Annotated in this window: 19 protein-coding genes; 9 read left to right on the forward strand and 10 right to left on the reverse strand. The window is 62.0% G+C overall.

Going from position 1 to position 20,919, the window contains the following annotated elements:
* The first annotated feature begins 67 nt into the window (after positions 1–67).
* Positions 68–2,485: a DNA topoisomerase (ATP-hydrolyzing) subunit B gene (gyrB, locus tag BMW66_RS15380; protein WP_093119783.1), complete on the forward strand. Its 2,418-nt coding sequence runs from the start codon at positions 68–70 to the stop codon at positions 2,483–2,485.
* Positions 2,486–2,600: 115 nt separating this feature from the next.
* Here the strand turns inward: gyrB and BMW66_RS15385 are convergent, their stop codons facing one another.
* Positions 2,601–4,757, reverse strand: a complete 2,157-nt coding sequence (locus tag BMW66_RS15385) for a transglycosylase domain-containing protein (RefSeq protein WP_093119784.1) — start codon at positions 4,755–4,757, stop codon at positions 2,601–2,603.
* 254 nt (positions 4,758–5,011) lie between these two features.
* On the opposite strand from BMW66_RS15385, the gene BMW66_RS15390 reads away from it, so the two are divergent.
* Together BMW66_RS15390 and BMW66_RS15395 are read left to right on the forward strand one after the other, a co-directional pair.
* On the forward strand, positions 5,012–5,350 hold the full coding sequence (locus BMW66_RS15390; RefSeq protein WP_093119785.1) for a P-II family nitrogen regulator: 339 nt from the start codon (positions 5,012–5,014) through the stop codon (positions 5,348–5,350).
* A gap of 38 nt (positions 5,351–5,388) precedes the next feature.
* Entirely contained in the window at positions 5,389–6,702 is a 1,314-nt protein-coding gene (locus tag BMW66_RS15395) for an ammonium transporter (protein WP_245729506.1), read from the forward strand.
* Between the two features lie 136 nt (positions 6,703–6,838).
* Here BMW66_RS15395 and BMW66_RS15400 read toward each other — a convergent pair whose 3' ends face one another.
* Together BMW66_RS15400 and sseA are read right to left on the reverse strand one after the other, a co-directional pair.
* Complete coding sequence (locus BMW66_RS15400; RefSeq protein ID WP_093119788.1) at positions 6,839–8,023, reverse strand: amino acid aminotransferase; 1,185 nt, start codon at positions 8,021–8,023, stop codon at positions 6,839–6,841.
* Complete coding sequence (gene sseA, locus BMW66_RS15405; protein ID WP_093119789.1) at positions 8,023–8,880, reverse strand: 3-mercaptopyruvate sulfurtransferase; 858 nt, start codon at positions 8,878–8,880, stop codon at positions 8,023–8,025. The genes BMW66_RS15400 and sseA overlap by 1 nt, the downstream gene beginning before the upstream one ends.
* A 207-nt stretch (positions 8,881–9,087) precedes the next feature.
* Here sseA and BMW66_RS15410 point away from each other — a divergent pair, with 207 nt between their 5' ends.
* On the forward strand, positions 9,088–9,825 hold the full coding sequence (locus BMW66_RS15410; RefSeq protein WP_093119790.1) for a hypothetical protein: 738 nt from the start codon (positions 9,088–9,090) through the stop codon (positions 9,823–9,825).
* Here BMW66_RS15410 and smpB read toward each other — a convergent pair.
* The 4 genes from smpB to BMW66_RS15430 all read right to left on the reverse strand — a co-directional run bounded on the left by smpB (position 9,808) and on the right by BMW66_RS15430 (position 13,860).
* Positions 9,808–10,290, reverse strand: coding sequence for an SsrA-binding protein SmpB (gene smpB, locus BMW66_RS15415; RefSeq protein ID WP_093119791.1), 483 nt, complete (start codon positions 10,288–10,290; stop codon positions 9,808–9,810). The two genes, BMW66_RS15410 and smpB, sit on opposite strands and share 18 nt — an antisense overlap.
* A 350-nt stretch (positions 10,291–10,640) precedes the next feature.
* Entirely contained in the window at positions 10,641–11,912 is a 1,272-nt protein-coding gene (locus tag BMW66_RS15420) for a bifunctional folylpolyglutamate synthase/dihydrofolate synthase (RefSeq protein ID WP_093119828.1), read from the reverse strand.
* A 76-nt stretch (positions 11,913–11,988) separates the two neighbouring features.
* The gene (gene accD, locus BMW66_RS15425) at positions 11,989–12,915 is read right to left on the reverse strand and encodes an acetyl-CoA carboxylase, carboxyltransferase subunit beta (protein ID WP_093119793.1); all 927 of its coding nucleotides are present in this window, start codon (positions 12,913–12,915) and stop codon (positions 11,989–11,991) included.
* A 63-nt stretch (positions 12,916–12,978) separates the two neighbouring features.
* Positions 12,979–13,860, reverse strand: a complete 882-nt coding sequence (locus BMW66_RS15430; RefSeq protein ID WP_093119795.1) for a CPBP family intramembrane glutamic endopeptidase — start codon at positions 13,858–13,860, stop codon at positions 12,979–12,981.
* A gap of 251 nt (positions 13,861–14,111) precedes the next feature.
* On the opposite strand from BMW66_RS15430, the gene BMW66_RS15435 reads away from it, so the two are divergent.
* The 4 genes from BMW66_RS15435 (at position 14,112) to BMW66_RS15450 (ending at position 17,785) form a co-directional block, all read left to right on the forward strand.
* Positions 14,112–14,885: a DUF6478 family protein gene (locus BMW66_RS15435; protein ID WP_093119796.1), complete on the forward strand. Its 774-nt coding sequence runs from the start codon at positions 14,112–14,114 to the stop codon at positions 14,883–14,885.
* Between the two features lie 14 nt (positions 14,886–14,899).
* The gene (locus BMW66_RS15440; protein WP_093119798.1) at positions 14,900–15,277 is read left to right on the forward strand and encodes a hypothetical protein; all 378 of its coding nucleotides are present in this window, start codon (positions 14,900–14,902) and stop codon (positions 15,275–15,277) included.
* Positions 15,278–15,294: 17 nt separating this feature from the next.
* On the forward strand, positions 15,295–15,588 hold the full coding sequence (locus BMW66_RS15445) for a hypothetical protein (RefSeq protein WP_093119799.1): 294 nt from the start codon (positions 15,295–15,297) through the stop codon (positions 15,586–15,588).
* Positions 15,589–15,757: 169 nt separating this feature from the next.
* Positions 15,758–17,785, forward strand: coding sequence for an NADPH-dependent 2,4-dienoyl-CoA reductase (locus BMW66_RS15450; RefSeq protein ID WP_093119801.1), 2,028 nt, complete (start codon positions 15,758–15,760; stop codon positions 17,783–17,785).
* 33 nt (positions 17,786–17,818) lie between these two features.
* Here the strand turns inward: BMW66_RS15450 and BMW66_RS15455 are convergent, their stop codons facing one another.
* Positions 17,819–18,163: an antibiotic biosynthesis monooxygenase family protein gene (locus BMW66_RS15455; protein WP_093119802.1), complete on the reverse strand. Its 345-nt coding sequence runs from the start codon at positions 18,161–18,163 to the stop codon at positions 17,819–17,821.
* 219 nt (positions 18,164–18,382) lie between these two features.
* Here BMW66_RS15455 and BMW66_RS15460 point away from each other — a divergent pair, with 219 nt between their 5' ends.
* On the forward strand, positions 18,383–19,288 hold the full coding sequence (locus BMW66_RS15460) for a LysR family transcriptional regulator (protein ID WP_093119804.1): 906 nt from the start codon (positions 18,383–18,385) through the stop codon (positions 19,286–19,288).
* A gap of 82 nt (positions 19,289–19,370) precedes the next feature.
* Here BMW66_RS15460 and BMW66_RS15465 read toward each other — a convergent pair whose 3' ends face one another.
* Positions 19,371–20,339 (reverse strand): OmpA family protein, encoded by a 969-nt coding sequence (locus BMW66_RS15465; protein ID WP_093119805.1) that lies wholly within the window; start codon positions 20,337–20,339, stop codon positions 19,371–19,373.
* Entirely contained in the window at positions 20,336–20,908 is a 573-nt protein-coding gene (locus BMW66_RS15470; RefSeq protein WP_093119807.1) for a peroxidase-related enzyme, read from the reverse strand. The genes BMW66_RS15465 and BMW66_RS15470 overlap by 4 nt, the downstream gene beginning before the upstream one ends.
* Between the last annotated feature and the right edge of the window lie 11 nt (positions 20,909–20,919).

Genomic DNA, 20,919 nt, shown 5'->3' on the forward strand with positions numbered 1-20,919 from the left:
CCCTCATTCGCGTGACAACCCCCCTGAAAACCCCTATAAGTCGGACAAGAAAATCAGGAAGGGCAGCATGGCCGACGACACACAGGCATCCGACGCATACGGTGCAGATTCTATCAAGGTTCTCAAGGGGTTGGAGGCTGTCCGCAAACGCCCCGGCATGTATATCGGGGACACCGACGACGGCTCTGGCCTGCACCACATGGTCTATGAGGTCGTGGACAACGGCATCGACGAGGCTCTCGCCGGCCACGCCGATCTCGTCCTCGTGAAAATCCACCCCGACAGCAGCGTTTCCGTCAGCGACAACGGCCGGGGAATCCCGGTCGACATGCACACCGGCGAAGGCGTCAGCGCCGCCGAGGTGATCATGACGCAGCTTCACGCGGGCGGCAAGTTCGACCAGAATTCCTATAAGGTTTCCGGGGGCTTGCACGGCGTCGGTGTTTCCGTGGTCAACGCTCTCTCCGACTGGCTGGAGCTTCGCATCTGGCGGAACGGCAAGGAACACTATGCCCGCTTCGAGGGCGGTTTCACCGTCGAGCATCTGCGCGTTGTGGGCGATGCCAATGGCCGCAAGGGGACGGAGGTACGTTTTCTCGCCTCCACCGAGACTTTCTCCAATCTCGACTATTCTTTCGAGTCGCTTGAAAAACGCCTTCGCGAACTGGCCTTTCTGAACTCCGGTGTCCGCATCGTTCTGGAAGACGAACGTCCCGCAGAGCCGCTCAAGGTCGAACTTCTATACGAGGGCGGCGTCAGGGAGTTTGTCAAATACGTGGACCGCCACAAGTCCCCCGCCATGGCGGAGCCGATTTATGTCGACGGCGAACGCGACGATATCGGGGTGGAGGTCGCGATGTGGTGGAACGACAGCTACCATGAAACGGTCCTGCCCTTTACCAACAATATCCCGCAACGCGATGGCGGTTCTCACCTCTCGGGCTTCCGCGCCGCGCTGACCCGGACCATTCAGAAATATGCGCAGGACAGCGGAATCGCCAAGAAGGAGAAGGTCTCCTTCACCGGGGATGACGCCCGGGAGGGGTTGACGTGCGTATTGTCCGTGAAGGTCCCTGATCCGAAATTTTCTTCCCAGACCAAGGACAAGCTCGTGAGCTCCGAGGTCCGTCCCGCAGTCGAATCCCTTGTGAGCGAGAAGCTTTCGGAGTGGTTCGAGGAAAACCCCAATGAGGCCCGCGTGATCGTCGGCAAGATCGTCGAGGCAGCCCGTGCCCGCGAGGCGGCGCGCAAGGCGCGTGAACTCACCCGGCGCAAGACCGCGATGGATGTCAATTTCCTCGCCGGTAAGCTCAAGGACTGTTCCGAGAAGGACGCCTCTCGCACCGAGCTTTTCCTTGTCGAGGGCGACAGCGCCGGCGGCTCCGCCCAGACCGGCCGCGACCGCGGCACACAGGCGATCCTGCCCCTGCGCGGCAAGATCCTCAACGTGGAGCGGGCCCGGTTTGACCGGATGCTGTCCAGTCAGGAAATCGGCAACCTCGTGATGGCGCTCGGCACGGGAATCGGACGGGATGAATTCGACATCACAAAGCTGCGCTATCACAAGGTCATCATAATGACCGACGCGGACGTGGATGGCGCCCATATCCGCACCCTCCTGCTGACGTTCTTTTATCGACAAATGCCCGAACTGATCGAAAAGGGGCACCTCTATATCGCGCAGCCACCGCTGTACAAGGTGGCGCGCGGGAAGTCGGAGGTCTATCTCAAGGATCATCCCGCACTTGAGGAGTACCTGATCGCCCAAGGGACCGAAGGAGCGGTGCTTCGCCTCGGCAACGGGGAAGAAATCACCTCGCAGGATCTGGCCCGTGTGGTGAAGGAGGCACGACAGCTCAAACGAGTGCTGGAGGCCTTCCCGACCCACTATCCCCGCCACATTCTCGAACAGGCCGCGATCGCCGGGGCCTTCGTGCCCGGTGCCGTGGAGGCCGATCTTCAGGGTGTGGCCGACACGGTCGCCGAACGACTGAACCGGATTGCCCTGGAATACGAGCGTGGCTGGCAGGGGCGGATCACGCAGGATCATGGCATCAGGCTGGCACGCATCCTGAGGGGTGTCGAAGAGGTGCGCACACTCGACGGGCCGATGCTGCGCTCGGGTGAAGCCCGCAAAACCGGCAAATTCACTCAATCTCTACAGGACACCTATGGTGATCCGGCGACGCTCCTGCGCAAGGACCGCACGCAGGCGATCTATGGCCCGCTCGCGCTTTTGCAGGCGATCCTGGACGAAGGCGAAAAGGGGCTCACACTGCAACGCTACAAGGGGCTGGGGGAAATGAACCCCAACCAGCTTTGGGAAACCACGCTGGACCCGGATGCACGCACACTTTTCCAGGTCCGGGTGGAGGATATGGCGGAAGCCGACGATCTCTTTACCAAACTTATGGGTGATGTGGTCGAGCCGCGACGCGAGTTCATCCAGAAAAATGCCCTCAGTGTCGAGAACCTCGATTTCTGATCTGTGGATAACTGCCGGCAGGTGTCAGGTGGCCGGCCGACCCGCGCGGCGGTAGAGGTGTTGCCACCAGTAATTCGATCCGGGCGAATGTCTGCCCGGATCGAATGCCCGTCGTTCAACGCTGTCCCAGAATGCCCCGAATAAGATTCTCCAGCCCTGAATCGCGGCGTCTTTCCGGATCCGGGGGGGTGGGTATGGACTCCTGTTCAGGCTCAAACGCCGGAAGCGGACGCGGCTCCTGCCCCTCATGGACCCGGCTCATCACCTCCCGCCAGATTTCCGCCGGCAGGCCGCTGCCCGTTACGCCGGTCAGCGGTGTATTGTCATCATAGCCCATCCAGACTCCGGCCACATAGTCGCTGGAAAACCCAACATACCACGCATCGCGCGTTTCCTGAGAAGTGCCCGTCTTGCCCGCAAGCTCCCAGCCCGGAAACGCGGCGCGGCGGCCGGTGCCTTCTTCGACCACCTTGCGCATCATGAATATCAGCTCTCGCGCGGCCTCTTCGCTGATCACACGCTCGCCTATTCCACCTCCGCTTCCCATGAGCGGTTGCTCCTCACCGCGCAGGCGCAATTCGACCAGCCCATATGGCGTGACGGACGAGCCGCCATTCAGGATTCCCGCATAGGCGCCGGTCATCTCCAGAAGGGATGCCTCCGATGCGCCAAGCGCTAGAGCAGGACCCGCCGCAAGATCGCTTTCGATCCCGAAATCGCTGGCCACGCGACGAACATTGTCACGGCCCACCGCCTCGGAAATCTTGACCGCCGGAACGTTGAGCGAGTTCATCAGCGCCTCGGTAAGCGTGACCTGTCCATAGTGCTTGCCGGTATAGTTCCGTGGGCACCAACGTTTCGATCCGGGGATGTCCAGACAGTAAGGTTCATCCACAACGGTGTCATTCCAAGCATAGCCAAGCTCCAGAGCCGTGGCATAAACGAATGGCTTGAAGGCCGATCCGGTCTGCCGCTTTGCCTGTGTTGCACGATTGAAGGCACCCGCCAAAGAGGTATTGCGCCCTCCGATCAATGCACGCACCGCGCCATCGGCGGACATGACAACCACCGCGGCCTGCGCGTCCGATCCCTCGCGCACCTTGTTCTCGAACACCCAGTTGAGCCCCCCTTCGGCCGCCGACTGGATGCGCGGTTCAAGTGTGGTGTGCAGCTCCACGTCCTCGGTTGTGTTCCGCCCAAAGAACTCCGGCACACCCTCGGACATGAGCCAGTCCGCGAAATAGCCGCCGGCGCGGGCCTGCGCCGCGTCGGACAGTTCCGCCGGATTATCCAGTGCCTCGCGTGCCTCTTGCGCGGTGAGATAGCCCTGATCCTGCATGAGCCCGATCACCACCGCCGCACGCCCGCGCGAACGTTCAAGTCCGGAGGTCGGCGCGAGCCGTGACGGAGCCGTCAAAAGCCCGGCCAGCATGGCGCCCTCGGCTGCGTTCACCTCTGCCGCATGTTTACCGAAATACCGTTGGGCCGCGGCTTCCGCCCCATAGGCCCCGGCCCCCATGTAGGCACGGTTGAGATAGACCGACAGGATCTCGTTCTTGGTGTACTTAAGCTCCATCGCGAGGGCAAAGACGGCCTCTTTTGCCTTGCGCCAGAGAGTGGTGCGCCGACAGTCGGCAATGTAGGCCGCTTCGTTCTCCCACTGATCCTTGTTGTATTCGGCCCCGAGACACAGAAGTTTTCCGGTTTGCTGCGTGATCGTCGATCCGCCATGCCCCGAAAGCGGCCCACGCCCTTCTTGCAGGTTTATTCGCACCGCTCCTGCGATGCCGCGTGGAGATATTCCGAGGTGGTTGTAGAATCGCTTGTCCTCTGTCGCCACCACCGCGTTCTTCAGATGCGGAGAAACGGTTTCAGCGGTGACAACGCCTCCGAACTGATCGCCACGCCAGGCGAAAACCTCACCTTCATGGTCGAGCAGCGTCACAGATCCCCGCGCACGCCCGTCCAGAAGCTCGTTCACATCAGGTAGCGTGGTGTAAATGTAGACGGTTGCAAAAGCGACAATCAACGCCACCACTGCCGCCGTGCGCCAGGTCAATGCCCAGACGAGTCGCCAGATCCAGCGCCAGAGCGCGGTGATCAGACGTGTGACCGGGCTACGACGTTGTGTCGGTTTCCGATTCCTCCGAGTGGGTGTGGCCTTCTTGGGCCCGCCTTTTCGCGCATCGGGCTTTTTGCGACGCTTGCCCGATGCGTTGCCATGGCGTTTCTCCGCCACGAGTGGCGGCCTTTTCCGGCCTGAATCGCTCATCTATCCGCTCTGCCCGTTCGTTGTTCTTTGCGGCACCATAACGCGAGTCTGCCACGATGTAGAGATTGCTCGGCGGGAAAACCACATTTTCAAAACGATTAAAAAAGCGTCAACTCACAAAAACTGTGCAATTATTGTGCGTTCGCCTGCTCGATTGGCCCTCACGGTGGCTGTTTTTCCTTCGATCCGATCGGATTCAGGTCTTTTCTGCATCTGCATCATGACGGCGTTTTGCCAATCGAAAGGGGACCAGCGTGAAACTGATCATAGCGACAATCAAGCCGTTCAAGCTCGAGGAGGTGCGCGAGGCGCTCACCTCCATCGGCGTGCGCGGGATGATGGTGACGGAGATAAAGGGCTTCGGCTCTCAGTCGGGACACACGGAAATCTACCGCGGAGCGGAGTACGAAGTGAACTTTGTGCCGAAGGTCAAACTCGAACTCGTCGTCTCCGACTCCATGACCGAAGAGGTGATCGAAACCATCACCAAGTCGGCCCATACCGGCAAGATCGGTGACGGCAAGATTTTCGTGCTGGACGCATTGCAGGCCATTCGCGTGCGGACCGGTGAAACCGACGAAGACGCGCTTTGAAGACGGCGCGAGGAAGGAAAACGGATATGCGAACTTTCATGAAATTTGCCCTGCCTGCCGCACTCGTTGCGGCGCCCGGCCTGGGGCTGGCTCAAGAGGCCGACACAACGCCAACGAACGAGGACATTGGCTTTATCTTCACCACCTTCATGTTCCTTGTCGCGGGCTTTCTTGTGTTCTGGATGGCCGCGGGCTTCTCCATGCTCGAAGCAGGGCTGGTGCGCGGCAAGAACGTGACAATGCAGCTTACGAAGAACGTCTCGCTCTTCTCTCTGGCCGCGATCTTCTACTACCTGATCGGCTATAACCTGATGTATCCGGGCGATGGCTGGTCGATGGACGGTATTCTGGGCGCCTTCGGCTGGGCCTCGATGGAGCCTGTCGGTCTTGAAGGGGCCGATCCGGATCTGACCTATGCTTCCGTCGGTTCGGACTTCTTCTTTCAGTTGATGTTCTGCGCGACGACGGCCTCGATCGTGTCGGGCGCACTCGCGGAACGGATCAAGCTCTGGCCTTTCCTGTTCTTCGTCATTGCCCTGACTGCTCTGATCTACCCCATCCAGGCAAGCTGGAAATGGGGCGGCGGTTTCCTCGACAACATGGGCTTTCTCGACTTCGCCGGCTCCACGGTGGTTCATTCCGTCGGTGGTTGGGCGGCTCTGACAGGGGCGATCATCCTCGGGCCGCGCATCGGGAAGTATGCCAAGGACGGAAAAGTCACGCCGATCCCGGGCTCGAACCTGACGCTTGCGACACTCGGGATGTTCATTCTTTGGCTGGGCTGGTTCGGCTTCAACGGCGGCTCGCAGCTTTACATGGACACCGCCGGGAATGTGGCAGACATCAGCCGCATCTTCGCCAACACCAACACCGCCGCTGCCGGTGGTGCCATTGCCGCGCTGATCCTGACGCAGCTTCGCTATGGCAAGCCGGACCTGACGATGATCCTTAACGGTGCGCTTGCGGGGCTTGTATCCATCACTGCGGAGCCCCTGACACCAAGCCTTGGTGTGGCGACCCTGATCGGCGCCATCGGCGGTATCCTCGTGGTCTTCGCCGTGCCGCTGCTGGACAGGTTCAAGATCGACGACGTTGTCGGCGCCATTCCGGTTCACCTCGTGGCTGGTATCTGGGGCACGCTGGCCGTGCCGCTGACCAATGGCGATGCGTCCTTCGGTGTGCAGATCACCTCCATCGTCGTGGTCGGTGTCTTCGTGTGCGTCACCTCCGCCGTGGTCTGGTTGATCCTGAACGCGGTGCTGGGCCTGCGGGTGGACGAAGAGACAGAGATCAACGGCCTCGACATGGGGGAACTGGGGATGGAAGCCTATCCCGAATTCTCCAAGTCCTGATCACTGCCGGACACGCGAAAGAGAAGGCCCGGGCAGTCTTGCCCGGGCCATTTCTTATGTATGGGATAGTAAACACGAAACCGAAAGTCCGGGCACCATCCGGCCGCCCGCAGTCCATCGATCTACGGTGGTGTCGTCAGATCCCGGTATCGACGATTGCCTTGGCCAAAATCGGAACCGTCGTCTGGTTCAACCCCGCGATGTTGAGCCGGCTGTCCGACACCATGTAGATGCCATGCTCCGCGCGCAGTCTTTCCACCATCTCAGGGGTGGTACCCAGCTGCGAAAACATGCCCCTGTGCTCCGCGATGAAGCCGAACCGATCAGAGCCGGACAACCGCTGCAATTCCTCGGCCAGTTGCTTGCGCAAGTTGAGCATGGAGAGCCGCACGTCTTCCAGCTCCTGCTGCCAGTCGGCGCGCAGCGTCTCATCGTTGAGGATCATCGTCACCAGCCGCGCCCCGTGATCAGGCGGGAAGGAATAGCTTTGTCGGTTCAGATGGTTCATGTTGCCTTGCGACACAGGTGTCAAATCGGCGCTTTCCGAAATCGTCATGAGAATTCCGGTGCGCTCACGATAGATGCCGAAATTCTTTGAACAACTCGCCGCGATCAGACATTCAGGCACCGAAGCGGCCACAAGCCGTGTTGCGGCGGCGTCCTCCTCCAACCCGTCGCCGAACCCCTGATAGGCAATGTCGATCATCGGCGTGGCGCCGGTCTTGTTGAGAAGGGACACAACTTCCCGCCACTGGCTCATGTTCAGGTTCGCGCCTGTCGGGTTGTGGCAGCACCCATGCAGCAGCACAACATCACCCGCCCGCATCCCGGCCAGATCCGTCATCATGCCATCGAAATCCACCGCTCGCGATTCGGCGTCGAAATAACGATAGGGCACGGTCTCGATCCCCATCGCGTTCAGGATCGACAGGTGGTTCGGCCAAGTCGGGGAGGAAACGAAGACTCGCAGATCGGGGCTCGCCAACCGCGCCAGTTCAAATGCCTGCCGCACTGCGCCGGTGCCGCCGGGCGTTGCGATGGCGGCGATCCGGTCGCGCTCCACTTCATCTCCCAGGACCAGCCCGATCATCGCATCCGAATAGGCCGGGTCGCCCGCGAGACCGACGTAGGCCTTGGTTGTCTGTTCTTCCCAAAGCTGTTTTTCGGCGGCCTTGACCGCGCGCATCACCGGGGTAACGCCATCGGCGTTCTTGTACACGCCCACGCCGAGGTCGATCTTGGTCTGCCGCGGATCCTCACGGTATTTCGCCATCAGTTCGAGGATCTTGTCGGCGGGTTGGGCTTTGAGGTTGCTGAACATCAGTCGTCTCCGGTGGCAATGGGGACCGTGGGGAACATTCCCCATTCGGTCCATGATCCGTCATAGAGCGCATGGTCGGACTTGCCCAAACGCTCCATCGCGAGGCTCAGGATCGCGGCAGTGACGCCCGATCCGCAAGTTGTGATGGCGGGCTTCGACAGGTCCACCCCGGCCGCTTCGAATGTCGAACGCAGCGCGTTCGCGTCCTTCATCGTGCTATCCTCGTTGAAAAGGCTGGCATAATGCACATTTTTCGATCCCGGTATGTGCCCGGCACGCAGCCCCTCGCGCGGCTCCGGTTCTTCACCGCGAAACCGACCCGCAGAGCGCGCGTCGATAATCTCGTGATCGCCGAGCTTGGAGGCACTTGAAACCTGAGTGACATCGCGCACCATGTGATTCTGGCGCCGCACGGTCATATGCCGGTCGCGGATGATAGGGGGCATGTCCTCTACCGGGCGCCCTTCGGCCTGCCATTTCGGAAATCCCCCGTCGAGCACGGCGACATCCATCTGCCCCATCAGCCGGAACAGCCACCAGACTCGCGCAGCCGAGAATATTCCGGCGCCATCATAGACCACCACCTGATGCCCGTCACCCACACCCATGGCGCGCATGCGGGACATGAATTTCTCCACCGGCGGGACCATATGGGGCAGGTCGGAACGCAGATCGGAAATCTCGTCGATGTCGAAAAACCGCGCGCCGGGAATATGCGCGGCCTCGTATTCCGCGCGCGGATCGCGCGCCGCATCCGGCAGATACCACGACGCATCGAGAATCCTCAGATCGGGATCCTTGAGATGCCGGGCCAGCCATTCGGTGGAAACAAGCGTTCTGGGATCATCCTGTGACATCGGTCCCCCCTGCGGAAATCCGAAACATGCCTACTACCGGGGCGAGTGAAGGGCAAGGCCAACGCGGCGCGGCGAGCGCCTGATGCGATGTCCCAGTGCCTGCGCAACCTGCCGTGGTGCGCGCGCGACCGACGCGCCGTTTTTTTCACCCTTGCCAGATCGAGAAACGCGCTATCCTCTGGACGGCACATCAGCGGAGCGCCACATATGCCAGACCCCGCCGGAATCGTTCTCATACTCGGAAGCGGGCCGAACGCGGTGGCCAGCCGCGACTGGGACGTGAGCGCCGTTACGCATATCGTCGCAATCAACAACGCATGGCGCGTGCGGCCCGACTGGTCCCATCTGATACATCCAGAAGATTTTCCACCCGATCGTCGCCCGTCCGCTTGCGACCCCCGACAACGGATCGTCACCGCGGCCGATTATGTTCCGGTGCAAAACCGCTATGGCGGATTTGTCTATGCCGGTGGAACCATGGCCTTTACCGCGGGATATTGGGCGCTCGGTGCGCTTCGGCCGCGTGTGATGGCGTTTATCGGCTGTGACATGGTCTATCCCCGACAGGGCAATACGCATTTTTACGGCACCGGCGCCGCCGATCCACTGCGCGACGATATCACACTGCAAAACCTTGAGGCGAAATCAGCGCGCCTCGCCCTTTGCGCCGCAATGGACGGGTGCCATTGTGTGAATCTCTCGACCGGCGAAAGCCGCCTGACCTTCCCCCGCGTCGATCCGCATGATCTGCCCGCGCTGAGTATGGCCGCTCCCGCCCCGCGTCCAGATCTTTCCGGGCCGCTCACCGCCGAAGCGACACTTGGCTACCATGTGCCCTCGGGTCGTTATTGGGAGGAAAGGGATCGGTTTGACGCCGTCGCGCTTCGGCAGGTCGACGCGCTTTGGCTTTCGACGCATGAGGCACGCTCAACCGCCCTGACGTAGCAACCGTTGTTTCTGCCGGTTCCAGTCCCGCTTGGCCTCGGTCTGGCGCTTGTCGTGAACCTTCTTGCCCTTCGCGATACCGATTTTCAGCTTCGCGATCCCCTTGTGATTGAAATAGAGCACCAGCGGCACCAGCGTCATCCCCTTGCGCTGCGTCGCATTCCAGAGCCGCGCCAGTTCCTTGCGTGAGACCAGAAGCTTCCGGCGTCTCCGGTCCTCATGGCCGAACATGGCTTGTTCATAGGGGGCGATATAGGAGTTGACGAGCCAAAGCTCCCCCTGATCCACAGTGGCATAGCTTTCGGCGATATTGGCGCTGTTCTCTCGCAGGGATTTCACTTCGGACCCCTGAAGCACGATACCGCATTCGAGGTCGTCCTCGATGGCATAGTCATACCGGGCGCGCCGGTTCTCGGCGATCACCTTGTAGTTCGGGTCTGATTTCTGCTTTTTGCTGCTGGCCATGATCGGGGTTGCTTACATCCGCGTGGCGCGCCTGTCCATCGGGGTCTTTTAATTCGTCGCCCCCAGAGAACCAATCGCCTCACAGGCCCCACGAACCATTATTGGGGGGACGCCGAAACGCCCCCCGATTGTTTGTCTGCCTGCCGAGCCTGTATTCGGATCGGGCCACGTATTGTGCCCTATCCCCCTGCCAATGCTGAGAAATTCCCGATACATTGACTATAGGCAGTGCAATGCGAATCAGTCAAGGGCAGGCGATTCGATTCTCCCTTCCAAAGTGCGGGCGATTCGGAGAAGCGATTCGTTTCAAGGACTTAGTGCGCGAAAAAAATCGCATCTGAAAATGCCCGTCATCCATTTTCCCGCAACACACGCCCCGCGAGGTAAAGAGAACCGCAAATCAGCACGCGCGCCTGTGGTGCCGTCGCCCTGATCGCGTCAAGCGCGGCCTGCACACCACCGGCTGTCGTGGCGGGCAAACCGGCACGTTCTGCCGCCGCCGCGGTCGTTTCCGCGGGCAGGGTGTTAGCCTCTCCCGGGATCGAAACCGCCGTCAGCCCTTCTGCCTGCGCCGCCAGCGGTGTCAGATAGCCTGCGATGTCCTTGGTGTTGAGCATTCCACATATAAGATAGGTGGGCCGCGCGGGCAGAGTTGACAAATGCTCCGCGAGGGCCGCGCCCGCCGCCGTGTTGTGCCCACCATCGAGCCAAAGTTCCACCCCCGGTGCGCTATCGGCGAGCGGCCCGCGCCACAGGCGCTGCATCCGGGCTGGCCAGACCGCATCGGTCATTGCCGCCGCGCAGGCCTCTTCGGGGGATTCCAGATGACGCAGCGCGGCCAGTGCGGCTCCCGCATTCACTACCTGATGCTGACCCGGAAGCGCCGGCATCGGCAGATCCAGAAGCCCGCGTTCATCTTGGTAAACCAACCGCCCGCGTTCCGTGGTCACATGCCAGTGCTGACCATAGGCGATCAGCGGCGCACCAAGACGCGCAGCCCGGTCCTCGATCACCTCCATGGCCTCTTCGGGTTGCGGTCCCACAACGCAAGGCACCCCGCGCTTCACAATTCCGGCCTTCTCGGCCGCGATCCGGGCCAGTGTATTGCCCAGAAACTGCTCGTGATCGATGGAGATCGGCGTAATCATCGTCAGCGCGGGCGTTTCGATCACGTTCGTCGCATCCAGCCGTCCGCCAAGACCGACCTCCAGAAGGGTGTAGTCAGCGGGTGTCCGGGAAAACGCAAGAAAGGCGGCGCAGGTCGTGATCTCGAAATAGGTGATGCTGTCGCTATCGTTGGCAGCGTAACACTCGTCAAGCACCTGTGTCAGATGTTCCTCGCTGATCAACTCGCCCGCAAGCCGAATGCGCTCATGAAACCGCGCCAGATGCGGCGACGTATAGGCATGCACGCGCTTGCCCATATGCTCCAGCCCGGCGCGGATCATCGCCTGGGAAGAGCCCTTTCCGTTGGTTCCCGCAATATGGATGACCGGCGGGAGCGCATCCTGCGGATTGTCGAGAGCGGCCAGCAAGCGCCAGACCCGGTCAAGCGTCAGGTCGATGATCTTGGGGTGCAGTGCCATCATCCGGTCGAGGATGAGATCCGAGCTTTGGGCGATCACAGGGACAATCCTGTCTAAAGGAGGAAGGCGACGGTTTCGACAGCGGAGTGCCCGCCTGCGTTCAGCGTCGGTCTCAGGTCTTCTCAGGCGCGTCGTCGGCCTCTTGAACAGCCTCTTTTTCCGGCGCGGGCAACTCGCCCTTCACCTGCGGCGGCAGGTCAAGCAACATCCGGGTGATGGTGATCAACTCGTCGCGCATGTCGCGGCGCGGGGTCACGCGATCCAGCATCCCGTGATCCAGAAGGTACTCGGCGCGCTGGAACCCCTCGGGCAGCTTTTCGCGAATGGTCTGCTCGATGACTCTCGGCCCGGCAAAACAGATGAGCGCTCCGGGTTCCGCGATCTGCACATCGCCCAGCATCGCGTAAGAGGCCGTGACTCCGCCGGTCGTCGGGTGGGTCAGAACCACGACATAGGGCAGGCCCGCCTCTTTGAGCATCTGCACCGCGACCGTGGTGCGCGGCATTTGCATCAGCGACAGTATACCTTCCTGCATCCGCGCGCCTCCGGCGGCGGAAAACAGGATCAGCGGACGATGAAGCGCAACCGCGCGTTCAGCGGCGGCAATGATCGCATTGCCCACATACATTCCCATGGAGCCACCCATGAAAGAGAAATCCTGCACCGCCGCCACGATGGGGGTGCGTCCGATCTCGCCCTCGGCTACAAGCATCGCTTCCTTCTCTCCGGTGGCCCTCTGCGCCGCCTTCATCCGGTCGGGATAGCGTTTCTGATCTCGGAAATGTAACGGGTCGGCCACCGGCGCGGGCACCTCCACCTCTGAATAGGAGCCGCCGTCGAACAGAGCAGTAAGCCGGTCGCGCGCGCGAAGCGCCATGTGGTGGCCGCATTGCGGGCAGACGTTGAGATGCTCTTTCAACTCACGGTGAAACAGCATCGAGCCGCATTCATCGCACTTGGACCACAGATTCTCGGGCATCTCGCGGCGCGAGAAGATCGAGTTGATCCGGGGACGGACATAGTTCGTGATCCAGTTCATGCGCGGGTCCTGGCGTTTCTGCGGATATTGGCCTCAAATAATCCGCACCGGCCCGAATTGCAATCAGCGCCTGATGGCAATGCGCGCGGCCAGCCAGGTGCAGAACAAGAAGGTTCCATCGACCAGCAAGGCAGAGCGCAGCGCTGCACCGTCCTGCGGCCCGAACGGCAGCGTAAAAAGAGCCAGCCCGGAAAACGCGCCGTCCATCGCAATCAGCAGCAACGCCATGACGTTGTTGCCGAAATGAAGCGCCAGCGCCGGACCGAGGTTGCCCGCTCGCGCGGTCAGATCCGCCGCCGCCAGTCCGAAGAGCGCGGCGCCCCCGGCAACGATCGGGGCGTTCTCTCCATATGTTGCGACATCGAAATGCAACGCGCCGAAGAGCACCGACGGAAGACCCATCCAGATCAGGGGCGAGCGGAACCGCGCCGCAAGCTGGCTCTGCGCATAGCCACGAAATATCAACTCCTCCGCTCCGGTCTGAATCACGACCGCCAGAAGCGAAACCGGCAGTAGAAGAAGCCACCGGCCAGGCGGCAGATTCGGCGAGGGATTCATGCTCTCGCCGCCGGGGATCAGCATCGCGACAAGCAAGAGTCCGGAAAACCACATCAACACCCGCCGGAAATCGCGCCAGACCATGCCCGGCGGACCCGTCAGGCTGCGCAGCCCGCGCCGGTGCAGCGCGCCCAATACGATCCGAAGCGCAACGATCAACGCGACAAAGCTGAGCAGCATGGTCAGCGCGCCCCGCGGCGTGCTGCCTTCCACGGCTTCACGCAGAATCGCCTCACCATCCGGCAATTCGCGCAGCCCCTGAAACACCAGTGACACGAGGGCGACGTATCCCAGCCAGACCAGCAAAAGCCCCAGACCAAGCCGCCAGGGTTCTGCCGACGCTCGCGCTGGGTCGGCAAGCTGCGATTGTCCATGATAACGATACATGCGCGATCCTTGCCGCAACGCGCGGGCAGGGGCAAGGCCGGCCCGCCAGACTTGTGCGAAGCGGACCCGTGGACTACTCCTTTGACAAAGCAGGGCTGAAAGGTAAGCAGGTTTAACTCAAGGCGCAGGGCGCCCCAGTGTCTGGTATGGCCTTACGCCATTTGGTCAACCGAAACCAATCAGATAGACAATAGCAGTTGGGAATAAGATATCGTTTCGAAAAGTGAGGCAATTGGCAGGGTGACAACGGTATGAGTCGGACACGAAGCGGTCCTTTGCAAAAAGTGTTTCAGGCCGCTGTGGCGCGCTACTGGGCGAGTGCCGCGCATCAGGCGGAAGAGACGGACATCGCCGCCTTGCGAGAACAGCGAAGCCGCGCGCGGCGACTGCGCCGACATCTCGACAGGCTCATTTCCGTTGCCGAAAGCCGGCTCGCCCTTCCCTATATCGGGTCCAACGCCTTTCCAAAACCGCATGGCACCGACTGGGCGTGGCGGCCTGCGCTCTGGCGAGAGCCGCTGCCTCGTTCCGGCATGTCCTCGGTTCAGAGCCGCGAGATGCTGGGCGATGAGGTGACACTGTTCCATGACTGCCATGTGTCAGAACTCAGCCTGCGCCAGATCCGCAACACGCGCGAAAAGGATCTCGCGCCCTTCGGGTTGCGCATGGATGTGTTCCGCTTCGACGGCTCCTTCCTGTCACTGGCCATCGACTTGCCGCCCGAGGCCGTGGCCGGGCTCCGGCGCAAGCACCTGATTCGCATGGACACGATCGTGGAAATGGAGAAGCCGCTGGAAATTTTTGCGCGCCTGAACATCCGCCACGGACCCAACACCGAACAGATCGTGCGCGAGCTGCCCCTGCACGAAGAGGACATCACGGTCGAATTCGACCTCGCCTATTCCAAGCTCAATGAAAAGCGGGTCGAAAAGGCATGGATGGATCTTATTTTCGAGGGTCCGGAACTGAATCAGGTCATCCTGCGCGACGTGACCTTCAGCCGCCGCCCCCGCGCCGAATTGTAGGGAGAGAGAGGGACATGACCGCGTTCACGCTAACCAAGACACGGCTTTTCGAAGGCGTCTGGGAAGGGGTGCTGCACGCCCGCGAAGACAGCCCCCTGCGCCCGGATATCGAGGTGACGCACCTCGAAAAACCCATCACCGGGGTACAGGTGAAAGAGACGCCTGACGGGGAAGGCTGGCAATTGCGCGTGCCTGTCCCGGTCGAGGTGATACGAGACGGGGTGCAAACCTTCCTGATCCGCGACAAGACCGCGGGCGAGACGCTGGAGTCCTTCACCCTGATCTCGGGCGAGGCGCTGGCCGACGACATCCGCGCCGAGATGGAACTTCTGCGCGCGGAGCTGGACATGCTCAAACGCGCCTTCCGCCGCCATTGCCTCGAAACCATGTGACAGCGCAGAGACCCATCATGATCACCGAGATCGTCACATTCGCCCTGCGCCCCGGCACCACGCGCCAGCGGGCGCTGGAGCTTTTCGAAAAGACTGTGCCGCGCTGGCGGGCGAACACGGCGCTTGTGCGCAAATATTACCTGTTCGACGGTGTGCAGGGGCGGGGCGGCGGCGTCTATCTCTGGTCCACGCTGGAGGATGCCAAAGCCGCCCACGACACAGCTTGGTGCGATCAGGCGGAGGCGCTCTACGGCGACCGGCCGCGCTTTGAATATTTCGAAACCCCGCTCATCGTGGACAACACCGACTGAGGGCCGTGCGCCGAGGGCATTTTCGGGACGAAATTGACCGAGATATCCTGCACGCCGAAGGCGTTCCGCAAGGTCACGCCCGGTTTTGCCCGCGCCTGACGCCGCGTTTTGGATGGCCGCGCCCGCCTTTTGCAGGCATCCTGCGTCGAGCAACGCAAGGGAGGCACCGATGGCAGGCTATCCGCATCTGCTGGCACCGCTCGATCTGGGTTTCACCACGCTGAAGAACCGTGTTCTGATGGGCTCCATGCACACCGGGCTCGAGGAAACGAAAGACTGGAATCGCGTCGCCGAATTCTACGCCACTCGCGCGCGCGGCGGGGTCGGGCTGATGGTCACCGGCGGCATGGCCCCCAACCGCGAAGGCGGAGTGTTTCCGGGGGCGGCGGGGCTCTTTTCGCAAGACGACATCGCCAACCACCGCATCGTCACAACCCGTGTGCACGACGCCGGGGGCCGTATCGCCATGCAGATCCTGCACGCCGGGCGCTATGCCTACAGCCCCGAATGCGTGGCCCCCTCGCCGGTGAAATCCCCCATCTCCCCCTTTCCGCCGAGCGAACTTGACGAAGAGGGGATCGAAAAGCAGATCGCCGATTTCGTCACTGCCACCATCCGCGCGCGTGAGGCCGGATACGACGGGGTGGAGATCATGGGATCCGAGGGATACTTCCTCAATCAGTTCCTTGTGACCCATACCAACAAACGCACCGACCGCTGGGGAGGGGTCTATGAAAACCGCATGCGCCTGCCGGTCGAGGTTGTGCGCCGCTGCCGCGAGGCAGTGGGCGAGGATTTCATTATCATATACCGCCTGTCGATGATCGATCTCGTGCCCGAAGGCTCCACCCATGCGGAGGTCGTGCAACTGGCCCGCGCGGTCGAGGCCGCGGGCGCGACGATCCTCAACACCGGGATCGGCTGGCACGAGGCGCGCGTGCCCACCATCGCGACATCGGTGCCCCGCCGCGCCTTTGCATGGGTGACGCGCAAACTCATGGGCAAGGTCTCCATCCCGGTGATCACCTCCAACCGCATCAACACCCCCGAGGTGGCAGAGGCGGTTCTGGCCGAGGGCTGCGCCGACATGGTCAGCATGGCGCGCCCGTTCCTGTCCGATCCCGATTTCGTCAGAAAGGCCGCCGAAGGCCGATCCAATACCATCGCCCCTTGCATCGCCTGCAATCAGGCCTGCCTCGATCACACCTTCAGCGGCAAGATCTCAACCTGCCTCGTCAATCCGCGCGCCTGCTACGAAACGGAGTTGACGCTGACTCCCACCGCAACGCCAAGGCGCATCGCCGTCATCGGCGCGGGGCCGGCGGGTCTTTCGGCCGCGATCACGGCGGCGCAGCGGGGTCATCATGTCACGCTCTTCGACCGCGATGCGGCGATCGGCGGGCAACTCAACCTCGCCCGTCAGATCCCCGGCAAGGAGGAGTTTCACGGCCTCGTCGCGTGGTATGATACCATGCTGGCAGACAGCGAGGTCAGGCGGGAACTTGGCCGCACGGTGACGGCGGAGGATCTCGACGGGTTCGACGAGGTGGTGATCGCCACCGGCGTGCAGCCCCGCGATCCCGGCATTCCGGGACAGGATGCGCCGCATGTGCTGGGCTATCTCGATGTGCTGAAGGCACATGCCCCCGTGGGCCCCCGGGTCGCGATCGTCGGGGCCGGCGGCATCGGTTTCGACGTGGCGGAATACCTTGTCCACGATGGCGAGAGCCCGACCGACCACCTGCCCGAATGGATGCGCGAATGGGGGGTGGGCGATCCGGAGGCAACGCCCGGCGGGTTGTCGCCCGAAGGCCCCCAACCGTCCCCGCCCGCCCGGCAGGTCACCATCCTGCAACGCAAATCCGAACGTCCGGGCAAGCGGCTGGGCAAGACGACGGGATGGATCCACCGCGCATCCCTGCGCATGAAGGGCGTCGAGATGATCAGCGGCGCCAATTACGAGTTGATCGACGAACGCGGCCTGCATGTCAGCTTTGGCGAGGCGCGCGAGAATCCTCGCGTGATCGAGGCCGACACCATCGTGCTCTGCGCGGGACAGCTCTCCGAACGCGGGCTTGCCGACGCGCTTGAGGCGCGCGGGATCACCGCCCATGTGATCGGCGGGGCCGACGTCGCGGCAGAGCTCGACGCCAAACGCGCGATTGATCAGGGCACACGGCTGGCCGCCACGCTCTGATCCGCGCGGTTTGTCTGGTCGCGGTCGGCGCGATCAGTCGTGCGCCCCGAGACTGTCGCGCGGCGCCTCGGCACGCTCATGCATCCCGTAGTCGCGCAGCACATGCGCGACGCGAAGCCGGTAGTCTTCGAAAATCCCGCCCCTGCCTCTCGCCTGCGCCACGCGATGTTCGGCAAGTCTGCGCCACGCCTGCACAGCCTCCTCGTCACGAAAGAACGAGATCGACAAGAGCTTTTCGGGATCGGTCAAGCTCTGAAACCGCTCGACAGAGATGAACCCGTCCACCTCTTGAAGATGCTGGCGAAGCTCTGCTGCAAGATCGAGGTATTCGGGCCTGCGACCCTCGCGCACGCGTACTTCGAAGATGATTGCGATCATGTCTGTCCTCCCTGACTTGATATGCGTGGCGGCCCCCTTCGGATACAAGGAAATTCATCACTTTCGAACACCTGTCTGCCTCCGTCCGGGGCGCGCGCGCCGTTTCCCTGCCGCAAACGATGCGAGACAAAACCCGAATATTGTCCGCCCCTTGCCGCTATCCTGCCTGATTTCGACCTCATACCAATCCCTGACGAATGGAATGCAAAGGGTCACCAAATGGATCGCCTGACGGAAATGGAAGCCTTTGCCACTGTGGTGGATCAGGGCGGCTTTACAGACGCCGCCCGCAAAATGGGAATCTCCAAGTCCGCGGTATCAAAGCATGTCTCAAGTCTGGAGGCACGGCTTGGCGCGAGATTGCTCAACCGCACCACACGGCGCGTTTCACCGACCGAGATCGGGCTGGCCTATTACGACCGCGCACGCCGCGTGCTCAACGACGCCGGAGAGGCCGATGCGCTTGTGACCTCAATGCAGTCCGCCCCCTCGGGACTATTGCGGATCAGCGTGGCCACGGATTTCGGGGTCAACCATCTGAGCCCGGTTCTGGGCAATTTCCTCGCCGAGTTTCCCGACATCACAGTGAACATGGTGCTCAACAACCGCTTCGTGGAATTGATCTCCGAAGGCTTCGACATGGCCATTCGCATCGGCGAGTTGGAAGACAGCACCCTGCGCGCCCGCAAGATCGCCGAGACGCAGAAACGGATGATCGCCTCACCGGCATATTTCGAACGCTTCGGCCGTCCCGAAAAGATCGACGAACTGAATGAGCACAAGCTACTGCACTATTCCAATCAGGCGAACGGCTCGGTCTGGAAACTGACAGCCCCCTCGGGCGAGAAGCGTCAGGTGCGCACCGCCGGCTGGCTGAGTGTCAATGACGGGCAATCGCTGCTCAATGCGGCAATCGCGGGACTGGGCATCGCCTATCTGCCAAGTTTTCTCTACTCCGACGCGATGGCCAAGGGGCTGGTCGAGGATGCGATTCCCGATCTCCCGCTGGAGACGCAAGGCATCTATGCGGTTTATCCGGCAGGCCGTTTCACACAGCCCAAGGTCCGCGCCTTCATCGACTTTCTGGTTCATGCCTTTGCCGACAAGGGGTCGACCGACTGGTAATTCTCCCTCGCGCTTTTACCCAAGGCGCACCTTGCCCGGGCCACCTGTGGTCCGGGCCTTCTTTTTTTCGGCCGCCCCGATCCTAGCCATCCGGCAAAAGCACGGCCTCCACCCTGCGGTTCGCGTTCTTGCCCGCCTCCGTCAGATTGGTCGCCGCGGGCGCGAGCCACGCGATGCCGTGTGCCTCGATCCGCGCTGCCGGAATCCCGTACAGATCCACCAGCCGATTCAGAACCGCCTCGGCCCGCCGGCGCGACAGGGCAAGATTGTTATCCAAACCTCCCAGCGTATCGGTATGGCCTACAAGCGCGACCCGATAGCCCGGGTTCTCGTTGAGAAACGTCGCCAGCGCATCCAGCGAGTCGAACGTCCCACCGCCGAGCGCCGAGGCTCCGGTTTCGAAGACAAGATCACCCAGAACCACATGCCCCCGATCAATCAACGCCTCCGCAAGTGATAGCGCCCCCGGTGTCTGCGATCCGGTCACGGGCGGTTTCTGACTGTCATCCGGCACAGCCGCTGCGCCGCTCCCTGCTTCGTTCCGCGAGTTCACGGATGTGGGGTCTACGTGAATGACCTGAATCAGCGCCTCGCCCCCGGTGCGGCTCACCAGCAGGCTGAGCGCCTCGATCCCGGGCCCATCAGGGCGGCTCGCCGAAAGGAATCGAAAATCGGCCAGATCCACGAACATGCGCGGCGGGGCCACCACTTCGGTGGCGAACCGGAAATCGAAACCGCCGCAGCCCTCGGTCTGACAGTCGAGCAGTACCTCCCAGCCTGCGGCGACGATCTGCTCCCGCAGCGCGGCCATGATCTGCCGGGTCGACACCGTGCCCTGCTCCACGCGCCAGACCTGACGAGATGTCTGCCCCTCCACGCTGCGCGACGGAACCGCCCCGGTCTCATCGGCCGGTCCAAGCGGCAGCGCATAGCCGCCGCTCTCGTCGATCTCCTCATGGGCCAGCCGCGCCCTGGGCGGCAGGTCGAGCGGTAGCGCCGTCGCGATCTCCGGCCAGAACAGCGCCGCGGCTATGACAAACCGCCGGATCATCGGGCCTGTGCGTGATACTCTTCGTTCGGGCGCATCCCGGTGGCGCTGGCCACGCGGTTGGTCATGTTGAAAAACCCCGCCACGTTGGCGATGTCCCAGATGTCGCGGTCACTGAACCCGGCATTGCGCAGCGCCTGCCGGTCCGCCTCCACGATCTCGGAACTGGCCCTGGTGATCTTCTCTGCAAAGGACAGCATGGCGTGTTCTTTCGCGTCGAGAGCGGCAAAGCGCCAGTTCATCACCATCGCCTCGCCCAGTTCCGGCTTTCCCGAAAGTTGCCGCACCGCCGCGCCATGCGCAACCTGGCAATACCAGCAGCGGTTGGCCGAGCTGACGACCACCGCGATCATTTCCCGTTCCAGCTTGCTCAGACCGCTATCGGCGAGCATCAAGTCGTTATACATCCCAGTAAAGGCATTGAGCTTGTCAACATCGAAGGCATACGCCTTGAGGACATTCGGCACGAGGCCCAGTTTCTCCTGACAAATGTCGAAATATTTCTGCGTCGCCTCGGGCAGCGGGTCCGCCATCGGCAGATCGAGCGCGGTGGGCCGGTCGGATTGAGTCATGAAAGCGCCTT

Origin of the sequence: Salinihabitans flavidus (assembly GCF_900110425.1) — a bacterium.
Lineage (GTDB): Bacteria > Pseudomonadota > Alphaproteobacteria > Rhodobacterales > Rhodobacteraceae > Salinihabitans > Salinihabitans flavidus.